Annotated in this window: 2 protein-coding genes; both read right to left on the bottom strand. The window is 74.5% G+C overall.

The features are described from left to right. Window positions 1-5 precede the first annotated feature (5 nt). The gene (locus tag GNZ18_RS23030; RefSeq protein ID WP_216651417.1) at window positions 6-11,741 is read right to left on the bottom strand and encodes a type I polyketide synthase; all 11,736 of its coding nucleotides are present in this window, start codon (window positions 11,739-11,741) and stop codon (window positions 6-8) included. 35 nt (window positions 11,742-11,776) lie between these two features. After that, a complete protein-coding gene (locus GNZ18_RS42400) occupies window positions 11,777-23,344 on the bottom strand; it encodes a type I polyketide synthase (protein WP_156218614.1) in 11,568 nt (3,855 codons plus the stop codon). Window positions 23,345-23,375: the final 31 nt, after the last annotated feature.

Genomic DNA, 23,375 nt, shown 5'->3' with positions numbered 1-23,375 from the left:
GGCCGTCATGTCGAGGCCCGGCCGAGGTCCTTGTCGATCAGGTCGAAGATCTCGTCGGCCGTCGCGGAGCCCAGCGCGTCCGTGCCCTCGTCCGTATCGGGTGCCGCGGCGCCGCCGCCGAGCCCGGACAGCAGCGCCCGGAGCCGCGCCTCGACGCCGAGCCGCCCGGCCTCCTCGGCGCCGACGGCCGCGAGCGTCTCCTCCAGCCGGTCCAGCTCGGCGAGGACGGGCGGGGCCGCGTCCCGGGCGACGGCACCGGCGAGGTGTTCCGCGAGGGCGGTGGGCGTCGGATGGTCGAACACGAGCGTCGCGGGCAACCGGAGCCCGGTGGCGGCGCCCAGGCGGTTGCGGAGCTCGACCGCTGTGAGGGAGTCGAAGCCCAGCTCTTTGAACGCGGCGCCGGTGTCGATGGTGCCCGGCGTGGGATGCCCCAGGACGGCCGCGACCTGCCCCCGGACGAGGTCGAGCAGGGTTCTGAGCCGCGCTTCGGGTTCGAGCCCGGCGAGCCGCTCGGCGAGGGGAGCGGCCCCCGCGTCGCCCCCGGCGGCCCGGGCCGGTGCCCGGACCAGGCCGCGCAGCACCGGCGGCAGCAGCCCGGCGGCGGCCTGCGCCCGCAGCGCGCGAACGTCCAGCCGGGCCAGGGCCGTCACGTCCCCGCCGAGCGTGACGGCGGCGTCGAAGAGCGCGAGGCCCTCATCGTCGGTGAGCGGCAGCAGCCCGCCCCGGCCCACCCGGTCGAGGTCGCCCGAGCCGAGGTGGCCGGTCATCCCTCCGGCCCGCTGCCACAGGCCCCAGGCGAGGGAGGCGGCGGGCAGCCCGTGCGCGTGCCGATGGCCCGCCAGCGCGTCGAGGAAGGCGTTGGCGGCGGCATAGTTGCCCTGCCCCGCGGTGCCGAGCGTCCCGGTGAGGGAGGAGAACAGCACGAACGCGGACAGGTTCAGGCCGCGGGTGAGGGTGTGCAGGTTCCACGCGGCGTCGACCTTGGGAAGCAGGACGGCGTCGACGCGTTCCGGGGTGAGCGAGCCTATGGTGCCGTCGTCGAGGATCCCGGCGGCGTGCACGACCGCCGTGAGCGGACGGTCGGCGGGCAGAGAGGCCAGCAGGGCGGCGAGCGCGGCGGGATCGGCCGCGTCGCAGGCGGCGACGGCCGCCTCCGCGCCGAGCCCGGCGAGGGCGTCCACCAGCTCGGCCGCGCCCGGCGCGTCCGGACCGGACCGGCTGACCAGCAGCAACCGCCGGACCCCGTGCTCGGCCGCCAGATACCGGGCGACGAGCCCGCCGAGCGCACCCGTCCCACCCGTGACCAGCACCGTCCCGTCCCCGAACGACGCCCGCACGGCACCCGCGCCGCCCCCGGTGTCCGCGCTGTTCGCGCCGGTCGCCTCCTCCGCTGGCCGGGCGACGAGGCGCGGTACCCGGAGCTCGCCGTCGCGGACCAGGATCTGTGGCTCGCCGGTGGCCAGGGCTGCCGCCACCGCCTCCGGAGACGGGGTGTCGAGATCGAGCAGCACGATCCTTCCCGGTTCCTCCGCCTGGGCCGAGCGGACCAGGCCCCACACGGTCGCGGCGGCCGGGTCGCCGACGTCGTCGCCGGGGTCGGCGGCCATGGCCCCCCGGGTCACCACCACCAGCCGGGACGCGGCGAAGCGGTCGTCCGCCGTCCACTCCTGCAACACGGCGAGCACGCGGTGTGCGAGGTCGCGGGCGCGGTCCGGGACTTCCACGGCCGCGGAAGCGGCGGGGAGGAGGACGGCCTCGGGTACGCTCGCCCCCGCGGTGACGGCCTCGCGCAAGGCGTTCAGGTCGGCGTACGGCTCGGCGTGGGCGAAGGGCGGCGGGGCTGGGTCCCCCGTTCCGATTCGCGCCCAGCGTCCGGGCCGCGCGCCGGGCGGGGCGACCGCCCGCGTCCACTCCAGGTGGAACAGGGACCGGCTGGCCCCGCGCGGGTCCGTGAGCTGCCCGGCCGCGATCGGTCGGGTCGCCAGCGATCCCACGGATGCGACCGGCCTCCCGGTCGCATCCGTGATCGACAGGGACACGGCGTCCCCGCCCGCGGGGGAGACGCGCACCCGAAGAGGCCCGCCCGACCCGTGCGCGTGGAACGTGACGTCGTTCCACGCGAAAGGCAACCGGATCTCCGCGATCTCGTCCGAGGCCAGCCCGGCGGCGTGCAGCGCGGCGTCGAGCAAGGCCGGGTGAAGGCCGAATCCGAGGGGGGCGGTGTCCTCGGGGAGCGCGACCTCGGCGCAGAGGTCGGCGCCGTCGCGCCAGGCGGCGCGCAGGCCCCGGAAGAGCGGGCCGTAGTCGTGGCCCGCGGCGGCGAGGCGTTCGTACCGGTCGGCGACCTCTATGGGGACCGCGCCAGGCGGCGGCCACGGGCCCCGGCTCGGCCGTGGCGCATTCTCGGCGGGTCCGGCGAGGAGGCCGTCCGCGTGGTGGATCCACTGGTCGTCCGGCGCGTCCTCGGGCTTGGAGTGGAAGGCCACGGTTCCTCGCCCGTCGTCTTCGGGCGCGCCGAGGGTGAGCTGGATCCGGACGCCGCCCGTTTCGGGGATGATCAACGGTGCGGCCAAGGTCAGCTCTTCGAGGCGGGGCAGGCCGGCGTGCTCGCCCGCGTGCAGCGCGAGGTCGACGAACGCGGTCCCGGGGAGCAGGACGGTTCCCGTGACGGCATGGTCGGCGAGCCAGGGATGGGTGTGGAGCGAGAGGCGTCCGGTGAACAGCGAGCCGCGTCCGCCGGCGAGTTCGACTCCCGCGCCCAGGAGCGGATGGGTGGTGGCGCTCAGCCCCGTCGAGGTGACGTCGCCCGAGCGGACCGGCGGCTCGATCCAGTAGCGCTGGCGTTGGAAGGGGTAGGTGGGGAGTTCGGTGTGTCGGCCGTGTTGGCTGTGGGTGTGCCAGTTGATGGGTGCGCCGTGGGTGTGGGCGGTGGCGAGTGCGGTGGTGAAGGTGTGGAGGTCGCCGTGGTCGCGGCGCAGGGTGCCGATGGCGGTGATGTCGGGGGTGGTGTCCTGGATGGGTGCGGTGAGGACGGGGTGGGGGCTGGTTTCGATGAAGAGGGTGTGGCCGTCGTCGGTGAGGCGGTGGATGGTGGGTTGGAACTGGACGGTGTGGCGCAGGTTGCGGTACCAGTACTCGGCGTCGAGTCCGGTGGTGTCGATCGGTTCGCCGGTGACCGTCGAATAGAACGGGAGGTCGGCGGGGCGGGGGCTGATGCCGACTAGCGCGTCGAGGATCGGGGCGCGAAGTCGTTCGACGTGGTGAGAGTGCGAGGCGTAGTCGACGGGGATGCGGCGGGCGTGCACCCCCCGGGTCTCGCAGTCGGCGAGGAGTTGCTCGATGGCGTCCGCGTCGCCGGAGACGACCGTGGTGGCGGGTCCGTTGACGGCGGCGATCGACAGACCGGGGGTGAGCAGGGCGCCGGTGTCGTCGGCGGGCAGGGAGACCGAGGCCATGGCGCCGGTTCCGGCGAGGGCGGTGAGGGCCTTGCTCCGCAGCGCGATGACCTTGGCGGCGTCGTCGAGGGAGAGGGCTCCGGCGATGTGGGCGGCGGCGATCTCTCCCTGGGAGTGGCCGACGACGGCGTCGGGGTGGACGCCGTGGTGGCGCCACAGCCGGGCCAGGGAGACCATGACGGCGAACAGGGCGGGCTGGACGATGTCGACGCGTCCCAGGTCACGGGTGTCGGCCAGGACCTCGATGAGGTTCCAGTCGGTATGCGGGGCGAGGGCGTCGGCGCAGGCGTGGACGGCCTCACGGAACACCGGGGAGGTTTCCAGGAGGCCGACGGCCATGCCCGTCCACTGGGAGCCTTGGCCGGGGAACACGAAGGCCGTCTTGCGGTGGTCGCGGGCGGTGCCGCGGATCAGACCCGGTGTCTCGTCGCCGTGGGCGAGGGCGTCCAGCCCGGCCAGCAGCTCGTCGCGGTCGGTTCCCAGCACGACCGCGCGGTGCTCGAAGCGGCTGCGGCCCGCCAGGGAGTTCGCGATGTCGAGGAGACCGTCCTCGGGCCGTCCGGTGACATGGGTGCGGAGCCGTCCGGCCTGGGCGCGCAACGCGTCCTCGCTCTTCGCCGTCAGCAGCCACGGCACCACGCCCGCCTCGGGTGGACTCGCCGCTCGCACGGACCCGGCGGACGGGGCCTGTTCGATGATGACGTGGGCGTTGGTGCCGCTGACGCCGAACGAGGAGACGGCCGCGCGGCGCGGGCGCCCGTTCTCCTCCCACGGGACGGCCTCGGTGAGCAGCCGCACCGCCCCCGAGCCCCAGTCGACATGCGGGGTCGGTTCGCCCGAGTGCAGAGTCGGGGGCAGGAGTTCGTGGCGCAGCGCCATGACCATCTTGATGATCCCCGCCACCCCCGCCGCGGCGGCCGTGTGTCCGATGTTGGATTTGATGGAGCCGAGCCAGAGGGGGTGGTCGCGGTTGTGTCCGTAGGTGGTGAGGAGGGCTTGGGCTTCGATGGGGTCGCCGAGGGTGGTGCCGGTGCCGTGTGCTTCGACGGCGTCGATGTCGTGGGGGGTGAGGTGGGCGTTGGTGAGGGCTTGGTGGATGACGCGTTGTTGGGAGGGTCCGTTGGGTGCGGTGAGGCCGTTGCTGGCGCCGTCCTGGTTGACGGCGGATCCGCGGATGACGGCCAGGACGGGGTGGCCGTTGCGCTGCGCGTCCGACAGCCGCTCGACCAGCAGCATTCCCGCGCCCTCGCCCCAGCCGGTGCCGTCCGCGCCGGCGCCGAACGAGCGGCATCGGCCGTCGGGTGACAGCCCGCGCTGCCTGCTGAACTCCACGAACAGCGCCGGGGTCGGCATGACCATGGCGCCGCCCGCCAGCGCGAGATCGCACTCACCGCTGCGGAGCGCCTGGCCGGCCAGGTGCAGCGCCACCAGCGAGGACGAGCAGGCGGTGTCGACGGTCATCGCCGGGCCCTCAAGACCGAACGTGTAGGACAACCGGCCGGACGCGACGCTCGTGGCGTTCCCCGTCATCAGGTAGCCCTCCAGCGACTCCGCCGCCTCGTGGATGCGGGGCGCGTAGTCCTGGGAGACCACGCCGGTGTAGACGCCGGTGGCGCTTCCGCGCAGCGAGGCGGGGTCCAGGCCCGCACGTTCCACGGCCTCCCACGCCGTCTCCAGCAGCAGCCGCTGCTGCGGGTCCATCGCGGCGGCCTCGCGGGGGGAGATCTCGAAGAACGCCGGGTCGAACAGGCCGGCGTCGTACAAGAATCCGCCCTGGGTGGTGTACGTGGTGCCGGGATGGTCGGGATCGGGGTGGTAGAGGCGGTCGAGGTCCCAGCCCCGGTCGTCGGGGAACGGCCCGATGGCGTCGCGTCCGTCGGCGACGAGCGTCCACAGGTCTTCCGGCGTGTCGGCCCTCCCGGGGTAGCGGCAGGCCATGCCGATGATGGCGAGGGGCTCGTCTCCGGCGGCGGCCGTGGCCGCGCGGACGCCGCGTCCGGACGCCGCTTCGGCCCCCGCTTCGGCCCCCGCGGTCTCGGTGAGCAGGTGGGAGGCGAGAGCGGCGGGCGTGGGATGGTCGAAGACGAGGGTGGCGGGCAGCCGCAGGCCGGTGGCGGTGTTCAGCCGGTTGCGCAGCTCCACGCCGGTCAGCGAGTCGAACGCGAGGTCCTTGAACGACCGGTCCGCCGCGATCGCGGTGGCGGAGGAGTGTCCGAGGACGGCGGCGGCCTGCGTGCGGACCAGGTCCAGAGCCGCGCCGTGCCGTTCCGCCTCCGGCAGGCCGGCCAGCAGCCGCGCGAAGGACGAGGACGAGGTGCCGGCCTCCGCCGCGGCCGTCCGCCGGGCCGGCGCGGACCGTGCGAGGCCGCGCAGGATCGGCGGCACCGCGCCTCCGGAGCCGGCCGCGCTTCCGGAGGACGTCGCGCCGCCGAGGCGGGCCGGGACGGCGCTCGCCCGCCCGCGCGCCAGGGCCGCGTCGAGGAGGGCCAGTCCCTCGCCGGCGGACAGCGGGACGAGCCCGGCGCGGGTGATCCGGGCGGTGTCGGCCCGCCCCAGGTCCCGCGTCATGCCGCCGCCGGTCGCCCACGGGCCCCAGGCGAGGGAGAGGGCGGGGAGGCCGTGTGCGTGTCGGTGTTGTGCGAGGGCGTCGAGGAAGGCGTTGGCGGCGGCGTAGTTGCCCTGGCCGGGGTTGCCGAGGGTGCCGGCGAGGGAGGAGTAGAGGACGAACGCCGACAGGTCCAGGTCGGCGGTGAGTTCGTGCAGGTGCCACGCGGCATCGACCTTCGGACGGAGCACCGCGTCGAACCGCTCCGGGGTCAGGGTCGCGAGCGTGCCGTCGTCGATGATCCCCGCGGCGTGCACGACCGCGGTCAGCGGATGGGCGTCCGGCACCGCCGCCAGCAGCCGGGCGAGGGCCTCCCGGTCGGCGACGTCGCACGCGGCGACGGTGACCTGCGCGCCGAGCGCGGCCAGCTCGTCGGCCAGCGCCGGGTCCGCCCGGCCCCGGCGGCTCGCCAGGAGCAGCCGTCGTGCCCCGTGCCCCGTCACCAGGTGCCGCGCCACCAGGCCGCCGAGGGCGCCGGCGCCGCCGGTGACCAGGACCGTGCCGTCGGGGTCGAGCGGTGCCGGGAGGGTGAGGACCACCTTGCCGACATGCCGCGCCTGTCCCAGATGCCGGAACGCCTCCGGCGCCTGGCGCAGGTCCCAGGTGGTGACGGGCGGTGGCCGCAGGACGCCGTCCTCGAACAGGGACAGGACTTCGGCCAGCATCTCGCGGATGCGGTCGGGTCCGGCCTCGTTGAGGTCGAACGCCCGGTACTCGACGCCCGGATGGGCGCGCCGGACGTCCTCGGGGTCGCGCACGTCGGTCTTGCCCATCTCGGCGAACCGTCCTCCGCGCGGCAGCGTCCGCAGCGAGGCTTCGACGAACTCGCCCGCGAGGGAGTTCAGTACCACGTCGACCCCGCGGCCTCCGGTGGCCGACAGGACCTGCTCCTCGAAGCCCAGCGTTCGGGAGGACGCGAGCCGGTCGCGGCCGAGGCCGAGCGGGAGCAGCGCGTCCCACTTGGCGGGGCTCGCCGTTCCGAACACCTCGGCGCCCAGATGCCGGGCGAGCTGGACGGCCGCCATGCCCACGCCGCCCGCGGCGGAGTGGACGAGCACGGACTCGCCCCGGCGGAGCCGGGCCAGATCGCACAGCGCGTAGTACGCGGTGAGGAAGGCCACCGGCACGGAGGCGGCTCGCGCGTACGACCACGAGCGGGGGAACCGGGCGACCAGCCTGTGGTCGGTGACCGCGATCGGCCCCAGCGCCCCGGTGAACAGGCCCGTCACTCGATCGCCCGGGGACAGGCCGGTGACGTCCGGGCCGACGGCGAGGACGACGCCGGCGCCCTCGCTGCCGGGCGGTGCCTCCCCCGGGTACACGCCCAGCGTGATCATGACGTCGCGGAAGTTGAGGCCGAACGCGCGCATCCGCACCCGAACCTGCCCCGACCCCAAGGGTTCGTCCGGCGCCGTGGGAACGACGGCCAGGTCGCCGAGGGTCCCGGCCCCGCCGGCCTCCAGCCGCCACCCGGGCTCCGGCGGCGGCGTGAACCCGCCGTCGGCGGCGGCGCGGACGAGGCGGGGCGCGTACGCCGCCCCGGCCCGGACTCCGAGCTGCGTCTCACCCGCGGCGAGGGAGGCGGTGAGCAGCGCGGGCAGCGCCTCCCACGACGCTTCGGAACCGTCCACGTCGGCCAGGAGCAGCCTGTCCGGATTCTCCGCCTGGGCGGTGCGGACCAGGCCCCAGAGCGGTGCGGAGTGCAGGCCGGGGACGTTCTCACCGCCGAGGACCTGGACGGCGCCGCGTGTCACCACGGCCAGGCGGGAACCGGCGAACCGCTCGTCGGCGACCCAGTCCCGGATGACGCCCAGGACGCGCTGGAGCAGCGGCCGGACGTCCTCGTGGCCTTCCGCCGCACACGGCAGAAGGACCAGGTCCGGGGGGCCGTCGACGAGCGAGCCGAGGTCGGGGTCGTCGGGGTCGAGAACGGCGGCCTCGGCGCCGCCCGCTTCCGCGGCGGGAAGCGGAGTCCAGCCGACGTGGAACAGCGAATCGTGGTGCGCGGGACGGGGGGCGAGCTGATCGGCGCCGACGGGCCGCACGGTGAGGGACTCGACCGTGGCCACCGGGGCGCCCGCCGGATCGGTGAGGCTCAGCGACAGCGTCCGCGTTCCCGTGGGCGACAGGCGCGCGCGCAGAGCGCTCGCTCCGGTGGCGTGCAGGGTGACACCCGCCCAGGTGAACGGCAGGAGGACCGCCGGCCCCGGCGCCTTCGGCGCGGCGTCGCCCACCGCGAAGGCATCGGCGCCGAGCGCGTGCAGGGCGGCGTCGAGCAGCGCGGGATGCAGGCCGTAGCCCGTGCCGTCGACACCGTCGGGCAGCGAGATCTCGGCGTGGACGTCGTCCCCGACCCGCCAGGCGGACCGCAGCCCGCGGAACGCGGGGCCGTAGCCGACGCCGATCTCCTCGAAAAGCTCGTACAGATCGCTTGTGTCGAGGCGCTCCGCACCGGGTGGCGGCCACGCGGCGACGTTCGCCCCGTCCTCCGCGTGCGATGCGTCTGGCGCGTCTGGTGTGTCCGGGCCCAGGAGTCCGGAGGCGTGCCGCGTCCACGGGTCGTCGGACGCGGCGCTCTCCGGGCGCGAGTGGACGCCGACCGCTCGGCGTCCCGACCCGTCGGGGCCCTCGACCCGGACCTGCACCTGGACCCCGCCCTCGTCCGGCAGGATCAGCGGCGCCTCCAGTGTCAGCTCCTCGATCCGCCCGCAGCCGACCTGGTCGCCCGCCTGGATCGCCAGCTCCACGAAACCCGTCCCCGGGAGCAGGACGGCGCCGTGGACGGCGTGGTCGGCCAGCCACGGAAGCCCCTGCGCGGAGAGGCGGCCCGTCAGCAGCAGCCCATCGGCCCCGGCCAGGCCGATCACCGCACCGAGCAGCGGATGCCCGGTGGGAGCGAGCCCCGCCGACCGCGCGCCGGCGACCGGGGCCCCCTCGCGGATGCGGTAAGGGCGGCGCTGGAACGGATAGGTGGGCAGCTCCACCCGCCGTGCCCCCGGTCCCGCCGCCAACTCCGGCCAGTCGGGCGCCGCGCCGTGCACGTGGAGGCGGCTCATCGCCGTCATGAGGTCGTCCACCTCGGGACGGTCCCGCCGCCGCGTCGCAACCAGCACCGCCGAGTCGGCCGCATCTCCCAAGCACTCGTGGATGAGTGGGGTGAGTGTGGCGTTTGGTCCGATTTCGAGGTAGCGGGTGACTCCCTCTGCCTCCAGCGTCACGACGCCCTGGTGGAAGTGGACGGTGTCGCGGATGTGGCGGGTCCAGTACTGGGGTGTGGTGAGGTCGGCGGGGTCGGCGATTCGTCCGGTCAGGTTCGACACCACGGGGATGGTCGGTGGGTGGTAGGTCACGGCTTGGGCGGTTTGGTGGAATTCGTTGAGGATGGGGTCCATGTGGGGGGAGTGGAAGGCGTGGTGGACGTGGAGTTGTTTGGTGCGGTGGCCTTGGTTGTTCCATTGGCGGGCGATGGTGGTGACGGTGTCGGTGTCGCCGGAGATGACGGTGGTGGTGGGGCTGTTGATGGCGGCGATGGCGGCGGTGGGGTGCTGGTTGAGGGTGGCGGTGACGGTGTCGGCGGGGGCTTGGATGGAGATCATGGCGCCGTTGGTGGCGGTGGTTTGCATGAGTTGTGCGCGTGTGGTGACGAGTCGGGCGGCGTCGGGGAGGGTGAGGATGCCGGCGATGTGGGCGGCGGTGAGTTCGCCGATGGAGTGGCCGATGAGCAGGTGGGGGTGGATGCCCCAGTGGGCGAGGAGGTGGGTGAGGGCGGTTTGGTAGGCGAAGAGGGCGGGTTGGGTGTAGGTGGTGTGGTTGAGGCGGGTGGGGTCGGGGTCGAACATGACGTCTTGGATGGGGTGGTCCAGGTGGGGGTCCAGGTGGTGGGCGATGGTGTCGAGGGCTTGGGCGAAGGCGGGGAAGGTGGTGTAGAGGTCGTGGCCCATGCCGGGACGTTGGCTGCCCTGCCCGGAGAACACGAATGCGATTCGCCCCGGTACGGCGCCGCCGAGCACGGCGTCGCTCTCTGACGCTCTGTCGGCCAGGGCCTCCAGTTGCGCGAGGCCCCGGTCCCGGTTGGTGGCGAGGACCACCGCGCGCCGGTCGAGGACCGCGCGGGACGTGGCCAGGGAGAACCCGATGTCGGCGGGCTCCAGGTCGGGCCGGTCCGCCAGGAAGCTCCGCAGGCGGCGGGCCTGGGCCCGCAGCGCCTCGTCGTCCTGAGCCGTGATGACCCACGGCACCGGTGTCGCGCCGGGTGCCTCCGACTCGGCGGCCTCCTCCACCGGTTCGGTGGCCGGGGCTTGTTCGATGATGACGTGGGCGTTGGTGCCGCTGACGCCGAAGGAGGAGACGCCCGCCCGCCGGGGGCGTTCGCCCTGGGGCCAGGGGATCGGTTCGGTCAGTAGCCGTACGGCTGCGGAGTCCCAGTCCACGTGGGGGGTCGGTTCGTCGGAGTGCAGGGTCTTGGGGAGCAGGCCGTGCCGCAGCGCGAGCACCATCTTGATGACACCGGCGACCCCGGCGGCGGCCTGGGTGTGTCCGATGTTGGATTTGATGGACCCCAGCCACAGCGGACGGTCACGATCCTGCCCGTAGGCGGCGAGAAGCGCCTGGGCCTCGATGGGGTCCCCGAGGGTGGTGCCCGTGCCGTGTGCTTCGACGGCGTCGATGTCGTGAGGGGTGAGGCGGGCGTTGGCGAGAGCCTGCCGGACGACGCGTTCCTGGGAGGGCCCGTTGGGTGCGGTGAGGCCGTTGCTGGCGCCGTCCTGGTTGATCGCCGACCCGCGGACGACCGCCAGGACGGGATGCCCGTTGCGCCGCGCGTCCGACAGCCGTTCGACCAGCAGCAGGCCGACACCCTCGCCGAAGCCCGTGCCGTCCGCGCCGGCCGCGAACGACCGGCACCGGCCGTCGGGCGACAGCCCGCGCTGCCTGCTGAACTCCACGAACAGGCTCGGCGACGCCATGACCGTCACCCCGCCCGCCAGCGCGAGATCGCACTCGCCGTCGCGGAGCGACCGGACGGCCAGGTGCAGCGCCACCAGCGAGGACGAGCAGGCGGTGTCCACCGTCACCGCCGGGCCCTCAAGACCGAACGTGTAGGACAACCGGCCGGACGCGACGCTCGTGGTGTTCCCGGTCAGAAGGTGGCCCTCGACCTCCTCCGGGACGTCCGGCAGCCTCGGCGCGTGCTCCTGGGCGATGGCGCCGACGAACACCCCCGTGCGGCTGCCGGACAGGGAGAGCGGGTCGAGGCCGGAGCGCTCGAAGACCTCCCAGGCCGCCTCCAGCAGCAGCCGCTGCTGCGGGTCCATCGCCGCCGCCTCGCGCGGGCTGATCCCGAAGAGGCCCGCGTCGAAATGGTCGGCGTGGCGCAGGAACCCGCCGTGCCGCGTGTACGTCCGGCCGGGGCGGTCGGGATCCGGGTCGTAGAGGTCCCCGACGTCCCAGCCCCGGTCGGACGGGAACGGCGAGATCCCGTCCGCGCCGTCGGCGAGCAGCCGCCACAGTTCCTCCGGGCTCTCCGCGTCTCCGGGATACGAGCAGGACATCCCGACGATCGCGATCGGCTCGGCATCGCGGGCCTCGATCTCGCTGAGCCGCCTTCTCGCCTGCCGCAGGTCGGTCATCGCCCGCCTGAGGTAGTCGCGCAGCTTCTCCTGGTCGTTCATCTGGGATCGCATCTCTTCGCCCCGTCGGGTCCGTCCGGTCATCGGCTTCAGGGTGTTCCGAGTTCCCGATCGAGGGCGTCGAACAGCTCCTCGTCGGTCGCCGGCACGAGGTCGTCGCCGGCGGGGTCCGGCGGGTCCCCGCCGCCCCACTTCCACAGGAAGGCCCGGAGCCGCGGGCCTATCCGCGCCTGCGCCTCCTCGTCCCAGTCCAGGCCCGACAGGGCGAAGTCGAGTTCGTCGAGCCGGGTCAGCACGGGCGGTGCGGCGGTCTCCCCTGGGAACAGTTCGTCCCGCAGGTAGGAGGCGAGCACGGCGGGCGTCGGACGGTCGAACACGAGCGTCGCGGGCAGCCTGAGCCCGGTGGCCGCGTTGAGCCGGTTGCGGAACTCCACGGCGGACAGCGAGTCGAAGCCCAGCTCCTTGAACGCCCTGTCCTCCCGGACGGCCTCCGGTGCGGCGTAGCCGAGGACGGCGGCGCTCTCGGCCCGGATCAGCGTCAGCAGCGCGTCCCTCCGCTCGTGCTCGGGCAGCGCGGTGAGCCGTTCGCGCAGGTCCCGCTGGTTCGCCGCGGTCGCGGACCCGGCGGTGCGGCGGGCGGGCGCCCTGGCCAGGCCGCGCAGGAGCGCGGGGACCGGCTCCCCTCGCGGCGCCGCCGTGTTCAGCGGCAGGGGCAGGAGCAGCGTCTCGTCCCGGGTGAGCGCGGTGTCGAAGAGGGCGAGGCCCTGCTCGTTGGTGAGGGGGGCGAAGCCGGTGCGGGCCAGCCGCTCCCGGTCGGCGTCGCCCAGGTGGCCGGTCATCCCGCTGGCCTCCGTCCACAGACCCCAGCCCAGCGATTGCGCGGGCAGGCCGCACGCTCCGCGGTACTGGGCGAGAGCGTCCAGGAAGGCGTTGCCCGCCGCGTAGTTGGCCTGCCCCGGCGTCCCGAGTGTGCCCGCCGCCGAGGAGAACAGGACGAACGCGGCCAGGTCCAGGTCGCGCGTGAGCTCGTGCAGGTTCCAGGCCGCGTCGATCTTCGGCCGCAGTACGGACTCCAGCCGCTCCGCCGTGAGGGACGTCAGCACGCCGTCGTCGAGGACCCCGGCGCAGTGCACCACCGCCGTCAGCGGGTGCTCCGCCGGGACGGACTCCAGGAGCGCGGACGCGGCGTCCCGGTCGGACACGTCGCACGCGACGATCGTGACCTCGGCGCCCAGCTCGGCGAGGTCGCCGCGCAGCCGCTCCGCGCCCGGGGCGGCGGGGCCGCCGCGTCCGGCCAGCAGCAGGCGCCGGACGCCGTGCCGGGCGATCAGGTGCCGGGCGAGCAGGCCGCCGAGGGTGCCGGTGCCGCCGGTGACGAGCACGGTCCCGTCCGGGTCGAGCCCGCGCGGCAGCGTCAGCGCGACCTTGCCGATGTGCCGGGCCTGGCCGAGGAAGCGGACCGCGTCGGGCGCGCGGCGCACGTCCCATGCCGTCACCGGTAGGGGGCGGATCGCGCCGCTCTCGAAGAGCTCCCCCAACTCGGTGAGCATTTCCTGGATGCGCTCCGGTCCCGCGTCCAGCAGGTCGTACACCTGGTAGGACGCGCCGGGGTGCGCGGTGGCGACCTCGTCGGGGTCGCGGACGTCGGTCTTGCCCATCTCCAGGAAGCGGCCCCCGGGCCCCAGCAGCCGCAGGGACGCGTCGACGAACTCCCCGGCGAGCGAGTTCATCACGATGTCGACCCCGCCCTCGACGGCGGTGACGGCCCGGAAGCGCTCCTCGAACTCCAGGGTGCGGGACGAGGCGACGCGGTCGCCGGTGAGGCCCTGGGCCCGCAGCGTGGGCCACTTGGGCGGGCTCGCCGTACCGAGCGTCCGCAGGCCCCAGTGCCGCGCCAGCCGCAGGGCGGCCAGGCCGACCCCGCCCGTGGCGGCGTGCACGAGCAGCGTCTCGCCGGGCCGGGCGCGCGCCAGGTCCACCAGGCCGTAGTAGGCGGTGAGGAAGACCACCGGCGCGGACGCTGCCTCGGCGAACGTCCAGCCCCGGGGCATCCGCGCGACCAGGCGGCGGTCGGTCAGCGTGACGGGGCCGACGCCCGCCGCCATCAGCCCCATCACCCGGTCGCCCGGGGACAGGTCCATCACCCGGGAACCGGTTTCCAGGACCACCCCTGCCGCCTCGCCGCCGAACGGGCGGGCGTCGTCGGGGACCATGCCCAGCGCGAGCAGCACGTCGCGGAAGTTCAGCCCCGACGCGCGCACCGCGATGCGCACCTGGTCCGGTCCGAGCGGCGCCTCCGCCTCCGGGTTCGGGTCCAGCGACAGGCCCTCCAGCAGGCCGTCGCCGGTGAGGTTCAGCCGCCATGCCTCCGTGTCCACCGGGATCTGGAGCGCACCCGGTGCGGCCCGCCGCGCCAGGCGGGGCGCGTGGTGCCGCCCCTCGCGGAGCGCGAGCTGCGGCTCGCCCGCCGCCGCGACGTTGACGGCCCCGGCGACGGCCCCGGCCGAGGCGTCGGTGCCGTCGCGGTCGAGGAGCACCAGCCGATCCGGGTTCTCGCTCTGCGCGGTGCGGATCAGGCCCCAGACGGCGGCGTGCGCCAGGTCCGCGGGACGCTCACCGGCGTGAACGGCGACCGCCCCCCGCGTCAGGACGACGAGCCGCGCGGCGGCGAACCGCTCGTCGGCGAGCCAGTCCTGTACCAGCCGCAGTACGCGCCACACCGTCTCGTGGGCGGCGGCGACCGGGTCGTCGCCGCCACCACCGTCCAGCGCGGCGATGACGACCTCCGGCACCGCCTCCGCCAGGGAGTCGAGGTCGGGATGAATTTCGCCGTGCAGTCCGGACGGGTCCAAGCCGGGGCCGTCGAGGAGCGCGGGGACGGTGCCGGGGGCCGCGTCCGCGGGGACCGGGACCCATTCCAGCCGCAGTAACGCGTCCTGCTTCGGAGGCGGCGTGAGCCCGCCGACGGGCACCGGCCGCGCGATCAGGGACTCGACCGTGGCCACCGGGGCCCCGGCGGGATCGGCGAGGGTGATCGACACCGTCTCCGCGCCGGTGCGCGACAGCCGCGCGCGCAGCGCCGTGGCGCCGGTGGCGTGCAGCGTGACACCCGACCAGGAGAACGGCAGTCGCGGCACGGTGGCGTCGTGCGCGAGCGGGTGCAGTGCCGCGTCCAGCAGCGCGGGATGCAGGCCGAACCCGGTGGTGCCGGTGTCGGCGGCGCCGGTGTCCGGGAGCGCGATCTCGGCGTAGACGTCGTCGCCGTCATGCCACGCGGCCCGCACGCCCTGGAAGGACGGCCCGTACTCCAGGCCCAGCTCCGCCAGCCGGAAGTAGAGCCCGTCCGGATCGAGGGGCTCGGCACCCGGAGGCGGCCACGAGGTCAGTTCACCGCCGGTCGCCGCGGCCGGGGAGAGCACCCCGGCCGCGTGCCGGGTCCAGGCGTCGTCGGGCTCGTCACCGGGCCGGGAGTGGACGGCGATGGTGCGCCGCCCGTCCTCGCCGGGTGCGGCTACGGCGACCTGGACCAGCACCGCTCCGCCGCTCGGAAGCGGGAGCGGGTTCTCCAGGACGAGTTCGTCCACGCGGGCGCAGCCGACCTCGTCACCCGCCCGGACCGCCAGCTCGACGAACGCGGCGCCGGGGAGGAGGGTGGTTCCGGTGACCGTGTGGTCGGCCAGCCAGGGGTGGGCATGCAGGGAGATTCGCCCGGTGAACACCACGGTGTCGTCCTCGGCCTTTCGCACGGCCGCGGCGAGGAACGGGTGCTCGACCGGGGCCTGCCCCAGCGCGGTCGCGTCACCGGCTCCCGCGGGCCCGTCGATCCAGTAGCGCTGCCGCTGGAACGGGTAGGTGGGCAGGTCGATGGGACGTCCGGCCAGGAGCGGCGTCCAGTCGACGGGTGCGCCCCGGGTGTGGGCGGTGGCGAGTGCCGTGGCGAAGGTGCGGAGGTCTCCGTGGTCGCGTCGCAGCGTGCCGGTCACGGTGGCCGCTCCGGTGGCGGCTCCGGTGGTGGCGATGTCCTGGACGGGGGCGGTCAGGACGGGGTGCGGGCTCGCCTCGACGAAGAGGGTGTGCCCGTCGTCGAGCAGGCGCCTGACCACCGGTTCGAAGCGGACCGTGTGGCGCAGGTTCCGGTACCAGTACTCGGCGTCGAGCGTGGTGGTGTCGACCGCTTCGCCGGTGACGGTCGAGTGGAAGGGGACGGTGGCGGGACGCGGGACGATGCCGGCGAGGCCGTCGAGGAGTTCCGCGCGGAGCCCCTCGACGTGCGCGGAGTGCGAGGCGTAGTCGACGGGGACGCGGCGGGCGTGGACGCCCTGGTCCTCGCAGGTGGCGAGGAGCCGGTCGACGGCGTCGGCGTCGCCGGAGACGATCGTGGTCGCCGGGCCGTTGACGGCGGCGACCGACAACCCGGGGACGAGGTGCTCCCGGGTCCGGTCGGCGGACAGGGAGACCGAGGCCATCGCGCCGGTTCCGGCGAGTGCGGTGACGGCCCTGCTCCGCAGCGCGATGATCTTGGCGGCGTCGTCCAGGGTCAGGGCTCCCGCCACATGGGCGGCGGCGATCTCGCCCTGGGAGTGGCCGATGACGGCGTCGGGGTGGACGCCGTGGTGGCGCCACAGCCCGGCGAGGGAGACCATGACGGCGAACAGGGCGGGCTGCACGACGTCGACGCGCTGGAGCGCGTCGGCGCTGCCCAGCGCCTCGATCAGCGGGACGTCCAGGTGGGGGGCGAGGGCGTCGGCGCAGGCGTCCAGGCCGTCGCGGAACACCGGGGAGGCGTCCCGCAGGTCGAGGGCCATGCCGGTCCACTGTGAGCCCTGGCCGGGGAACACGAACGCGGTCTTGTGGTGGGGACGGGCGATGCCGCGCACCACGTGGGGCGACTCCCGGTCGTGGGCGAGGGCGTCCAGCCCGGCCAGCGCCTCCTCCCGGTCGGCGCCGAGGACCACCGCGCGATGATCGAGGGACGCCCGGGTGGTCGCGAGGGACAGGGCGAGCGATTCCGGCTCCTCCTCCGCCAGCCCGCGGATACCGGCGGCGCGGGCGCTGAGGGCCGTCTCGTCCTGCGCCGATATCACCCAGGGCGTCACCGCCGGCGCCGCGCCGGGCTCCGGGGCCCGGCCGCTCTCGTGCGCCGGGGCCTTGCCGTCCTCGGGCGCCGGCGCTCTGCCGTCCTCGGGCGCCGGGGGCTCCTCCAGGATGAGGTGGGCGTTGGTTCCGCTGATGCCGAAGGAGGAGACGGCCGCGCGGCGCGGGTGCCCGTTCCGCTCCCACGGCACCGGTTCGTGCAGTAGCCGCACCGCCCCGGACTCCCAGTCGATATGCGGGCTCGGCTCCTGCGCGTGCAGGGTCTTGGGGAGTGTGCCGTGCCGCATGGCCATGATCATCTTGATGATGCCGGCGACTCCGGCGGCGGCCTGGGTGTGTCCGATGTTGGATTTGATGGATCCGAGCCAGAGGGGGTGGTCTCGTTCCTGTCCGTAGGTGGCGAGGAGGGCTCCGGCTTCGATGGGGTCGCCGAGGGTGGTGCCGGTGCCGTGTGCCTCGACCGCGTCCACGTCGCCGGGCCCGAGTCCCGCGCCCGCGAGGGCCTGCCGGATCACCCGCTGCTGGGCCGTCCCGCTGGGAGCCGTCAGGCCGTTGCTCGCGCCGTCCTGGTTGATCGCGCTGCCCGGGACGACCGCGAGGACGGGGTGCCCGTTGCGCCGGGCGTCCGAGAGCCGCTCCACCAGCAGCAGTCCCGCGCCCTCGCCCCAGCCGGTGCCGTCCGCGGCGGCGGCGAACGCCTTGCACCGGCCGTCCGGGGACAGCCCCCGCTGCCTGCTGAACTCGATGAAGGTCGCGGGCGTGGCCATGACCGTCACGCCTCCGGCCAGGGCCAGGTCGCACTCGCCGTCGCGGAGCGACCGGACGGCCAGGTGCAGCGCCACCAGCGAGGACGAGCAGGCGGTGTCCACCGTGACCGCCGGGCCCTCCAGGCCGAGGGTGTAGGCGATCCTCCCGGACGCGATGCTCCCCGCACTGCCGTTGCCCAGGTATCCCTCGAACTCGTCGGGCGACCGCCCCAGGTACAGCCGCGCGCCGTAGTCGTTGTACATGACGCCGGTGAAGACACCGGTGCGGCTGCCGCGTAGACCGGCCGGGTCGATCCGGGCCCGTTCGACGGCCTCCCAGGCGATCTCCAGCAGCAGCCGCTGCTGCGGGTCGATCGCGGCGGCCTCCCGGGGCGATATGCCGAAGAAGGCGGCGTCGAACCGGTCGGCGTCGTGCAGGAACCCGCCGTGGCGGGCGTAGGTCCTGCCCGTTTGTTCCGGGTCGGAGTCGTACAGCGCGTCGACGTCCCAGCCGCGACCGGCGGGGAACGGGCCGATGGCGTCGGTGCCGCCCGCGACCAGCTCCCAGAGGTCATCGGGGGTGGCGACCCCGCCGGGGTAGCGGCACGCCATACCGACGATCGCGATCGGCTCGCTCGCGTCCGCCGCGGCCTTCACGGCCGTCACCCGCGCGCCGGGCCCGGAGGGTTGGCCGACGGTCTCGTCCCGGATGCGGCGGGCCAGGTCGGCGGGGGTCGGGTGGTCGAACACGAGCGTGGCGGGCAGCGTCCACCCGATGGCGTCGCCCAGCCGGTTGCGCAACTCGACGGCTGTCAGCGAGTCGAAGCCGAGGTCGTCGAACGCCTTGGCGGTGTCCACCGTCTCCAGGCTCCGGTGCCCCAGGACGTCCGCGACCTGGGCCCGCACCAGATCGAGCGCGGCGCGATGCTGCTCGGCCTCCGGGAGCCTGAGGAACCGCTCGCGCCATCCTTCCGGTGCCGTCCGGCGGGGCGCCGGGGCCGGGACGAGCCCGCTCAGCAGCGCGGGCAGCCGCGCCGCCCCGGCCTGGGCGCGCAACGCCGCCATGTTCCAGCGGACCGGGACGAGCGCGGCCGGGCCCGCCGCCAGCGCGGCGTCGAACGACTCGGTCCCCTCCCGCGCGGTCAGCGGGACGACACCTGAACGGCTTAGCCGGGCGAGGGCGATGGCGTCCAGATCGCCGGTCATGGCGCCGGGCTGCTCCCACAGGCCCCAGGCGAGGGAGAGGGCGGGAAGGCCGTGTGCGTGCCGGTGTTGTGCGAGGGCGTCGAGGAAGGTGTTGGCGGCGGCGTAGTTGCCCTGGCCGGGGTTGCCGAGGGTGCCGGCGAGGGAGGAGTAGAGGACGAACGCCGACAGGTCCAGGTCGGCGGTGAGTTCGTGCAGGTGCCACGCGGCATCGACCTTCGGACGGAACACCGCGTCGACGCGCTCGGGGGACAGCGACGTGAGGACGCCGTCGTCGAGGACTCCGGCGGCGTGCACGACACCGGTCAGGGGACGCTCGTCGGGAACGGACCTCAGCAGCGCGGCCAGCGCGTCACGATCGGCGGTGTCGCAGGCGGCGACCGTCACATGGGCGCCGAGCGCGGTCAGCTCCTCCACGAGGGCCCCGGCGCCCTCGGCTTCCGGACCCCGCCTGCCGGCCAGCAGCAGGTGCCGCACGCCGTGCCCGGTCACCAGATGGCGGGCGATGACCCGGCCGAGCGCGCCGGTACCGCCGGTCACCAGAACGGTCCCCTCCGGGCGGAACGCGTGAGCCGCGGCTTCCCCTCCGGTCCGCTCGATGTTCGCGCGGACGAGCCGGGGGACGTATGCGCGGCCTTCCCGGAGGGCGATCTCGGGCTCCCCGGTGGCGAGCGCCGCGGGGATCGCCAGCCGGGAGGCATCGGAGCCGTCGACGTCGACGAGCACGACCCGGCCGGGGTTCTCGGCCTGCGCGGTCCGCACCAGCCCCCAGGCGGCCGAGGCGTTCAGGCCCGGGCGCTCCCCGTCCTCCGCCGCGACGGCGCCACTCGTGACGATCACCAGCGGGGCCCCGGGCGGGTGCTCGCCCGCGAACCACTCGTTCAGGACGCGCAGCGCCTCGCAGGTCACGGCGCGAGCCCCGGCCGGCCCGGCGTCGCCACCGGACGCCAGCGTGACGAGCGACGCCTCCGGCACGGTCGCGGCGGGGTCGGTCGCGATCGGCTCCCAGCGCACCCCCAACAGCGTGTCGTCCGAAGCGCGGGACGGGATCTGCTCCGCCGTCACCGGCCGTACGGTCAGGGACTCGACGGTGGCGACGGCGCCGCCGTCGGTGTCGGTGACGCGTAGCGCCACGGTGTCGTCTCCGATGCGGGACAGGCGGACCCGCAGGCGGGCCGTCCCGGCGGTGGCCAGGTCGACGCCGGTCCAGGCGAACGGAACCCGCGGGGATGTGGCGTCATGCGCGGCGGCGTGCAGTGCCGCGTCCAGCAGGGCCGGGTGCAGGCCGTATCCGGAGGTGTCGAGGCCGTCCGGCGCCTCCACCTCGGCGAAGACGGCGTCATCGGTCAGCCAGGCGGCGCGAAGGCCCTGGAAGGCGGGCCCGTGGTCGAGACCGAGCCCGGCGAGCCTGACATGGAGCGCCTCCAGATCGACGGCCTCGGCGCCGGGCGGCGGCCATGCCCCCTCCGCTCCGGCCGGTGGCGCGGTCTCCTCGGGCGCCGCCAGGGCCCCGACGGCGTGGCGGGTCCAAGGGCCCTCATCGGACCGGGAGTGCATGGTGATGCGGCGCCGTCCCGCGTCGTCCGGGGCGGTGACGGCGAGCTGGATCTGGACGGCACCGGTGCGCCCGAGCACGAGCGGCGCTTCGAGGGTGAGGTCCTGGACGCGGCGTGACCCGACGAGTTCACCGGCGTACAGGGCGAGCTCCACCAGGGCGGTGCCGGGAAGCAGGACCGTGCCGTGGACCGCGTGGTCGGCGAGCCACGGGTGGCTCTGGGCGGAGAGGCGGCCGGTCAGCAGCAGCCCGCCGTCCTCGGCCGGTTCCACCGCGGCGCCCAGCAGCGGGTGCTCGGCCGCGCCCAGGCCCGCCGTGGTCACATCACCACCGGCCGGTGCGTCGAGCCAGTAGCGCTGCCGCTGGAACGGGTAAGTGGGCAGGTCCGTCCGCGAGCCGGGCAGGATCGTCGGCCAGTCCACCTCCACCCCGTGGACGTGCGCTGTGGCGACGCCCGTGACGAGGGTGCGCGGCTCGGGCTGGTCGCGGCGTTGCAGAGGGATCACGACGGCGCCGGAACCGGCGTCTTCGTCCAGGATCTCCTGGACGAGGGGGGTGAGTGTGGCGCTGGGTCCGATTTCGAGGTAGTGGGTGACTCCTTCGGCCTGGAGGGTTTGGATGCTTTGGTGGAAGTGGACGGTGTCGCGGATGTGGCGGGTCCAGTAGTGGGGTGTGGTGTGGTCGGTGGGGGTGGGGAGGTGTCCGGTGGTGTTGGGGACGATGGGGATGGTGGGTGGGTGGTAGGTGATGGTTTGGGCGGTCTTGTGGAATTCGTCGAGGATGGGGTCCATGTGGGGGGAGTGGAAGGCGTGGTGGACGTGGAGTTTTTTGGTGGGGTGTCCTTGGTTTTGGAAGTGTTGGGCGATGGTGGTGACGGTGTCGGTGTCGCCGGAGATGACGGTGGTGGTGGGGCTGTTGATGGCGGCGATGGCGGCGGTGGGGTGGTTGGTGAGGGTGTCGGCGACGGCGTCGGCGGGGGCTTGGATGGAGATCATGGCGCCGTCGGTGGCGGTGGTTTGCATGAGTTGTGCGCGTGCGGTGACGAGTCGGGCGGCGTCGGGGAGGGTGAGGATGCCGGCGATGTGGGCGGCGGTGAGTTCGCCGATGGAGTGGCCGATGAGCAGGCCGGGGTGGATGCCCCAGTGCGCCAGGAGTCGGGTGAGGGCGGTTTCGAAGGCGAACAGGGCGGGTTGGGTGTAGGTGGTGTGGTTGAGGCGGGTGGGGTCGGGGTCGAACATGACGTCTTGGATGGGGTGGTCGAGGTGGGGGTCGAGGTGGTGGGCGATGGTGTCGAGGGCTTGGGCGAAGGTGGGGTAGGTGGTGTAGAGGTCGTGGCCCATGCCGGGACGTTGGCTGCCCTGCCCGGAGAACACGAACGCCGTCCGGCCTTCCCCGGCCTTGCCGCGCGTCACGTTCGCCGCGCTCTCTCCACGGGCCAGAGCCTCAAGGCCGGATAGGGGATCTTCGTCGGCGCCGATGGTGACGGCCGCCCGATGGTCGAACGTCCTGCGGCCGACAGCCAGGGAGTGGGAGACGTCCCACGGGCTCACGTCCGGGTGCTTCGCGGCGGAGGCTCGCAGTCGGTCCGCCTGGGCCCGCAGCGCGTCGTCGTCCCGGGCGGAGATCAGCCAGACGGTGGGGGCGGGCCCGGTCGCCGCAGGTTCCGGACCGGGCTCGGTGGCCGGGGCTTGTTCGATGATGACGTGGGCGTTGGTGCCGCTGACGCCGAAGGAGGAGACGCCCGCCCGCCGGGGGCGTTCGCCCTGGGGCCAGGGGACCGGTTCGGTCAGTAGCCGTACGGCTCCGGAGTCCCAGTCCACGTGGGGGGTCGGCTTGTCGGCGTGCAGGGTCTTGGGGAGCAGGTCGTGCCGCAGCGCGAGCACCATCTTGATGACACCGGCGACCCCGGCGGCGGCCTGGGTGTGGCCGATGTTGGATTTGATGGACCCCAGCCACAGCGGACGGTCACGGTCCTGCCCGTAGGCGGCGAGAAGCGCCTGGGCCTCGATGGGGTCCCCGAGGGTGGTGCCCGTGCCGTGCCCTTCGACGGCGTCGACGTCGCCGGGGGCGAGCCCCGCGCTGGACAGCGCCCCTTCGATCACCCTCCGCTGGGCGGATCCGTTGGGAGCGGTGAGCCGGGCGCTGGCGCCGTCCTGGTTGACGGCCGACCCGCGGACGACCGCCAGGACGGGATGCCCGTTGCGCTGTGCGTCCGACAGCCGCTCGACCAGCAGCAGCCCGGCGCCCTCGCCCCAGCCGGTGCCGTCCGCGCCGGCGCCGAACGCCCTGCACCGGCCGTCCGGTGACAGCCCGCGCTGCCTGCTGAACTCGATGAAGGTCCGCGGGCTGGCCATGACCGTCACCCCGCCCGCCAGCGCGAGGTCGCATTCGCCGTTGCGGAGGGCCTGGGCGGCCAGGTGCAGCGCCACCAGTGAGGACGAGCAGGCGGTGTCCACCGTCACCGCCGGGCCCTCAAGACCGAAGGTGAAGGCCACCCGGCCCGAGGCGATGCTTCCCGCGCTGCCGCTGGTCAGGTACCCCTCGAACGCCTCGGGGGCCCGAGGGAGCCGGGCGGCGTAGTCGTTGTACATGATCCCGGTGAAGACGCCGGTGCGGCTGCCGCGCAGGCCGGACGGGTCGACCCCCGCCCGTTCGACGGCCTCCCAGGCGGCCTCCAGCAGCAGCCGCTGCTGCGGGTCGATCGCGAGGGCCTCGCGCGGGCTGATGCCGAAGAACTCCGGATCGAAACCGGCCGCGTCGTGCAGGAAGCCGCCGTGGCGGGTGTAGGTCGTGCCCGGCCGTTCCGGATCGGGATCGTAGAGCGCCTCGACGTCCCACCCGCGGTCGGACGGGAACGGCGAGATCGCGTCCGTGCCGGCCGCCATCAGGTCCCACAGGTCCTCGGGGGAGGCGACCCCGCCCGGGTAGCGGCAGCTCATCGCCACGATCGCGATGGGTTCCCGCCGGGCCGCCTCGGCTTCGCGGAGCCGTCCGCGGGTCGTCCTGAGATCGGCCGTGACCCGCTTGAGGTAGTCCCGGAGCTTCTCCTCGTTCGCCATGCGGTGTCGGTCCCTTTCCGGAGGACGGGGG

It is taken from the genome of Actinomadura litoris (genome assembly GCF_009733595.1).
GTDB lineage: Bacteria > Actinomycetota > Actinomycetes > Streptosporangiales > Streptosporangiaceae > Spirillospora > Spirillospora litoris.
This window is presented reverse-complemented; position numbering and strand designations above follow the sequence as displayed.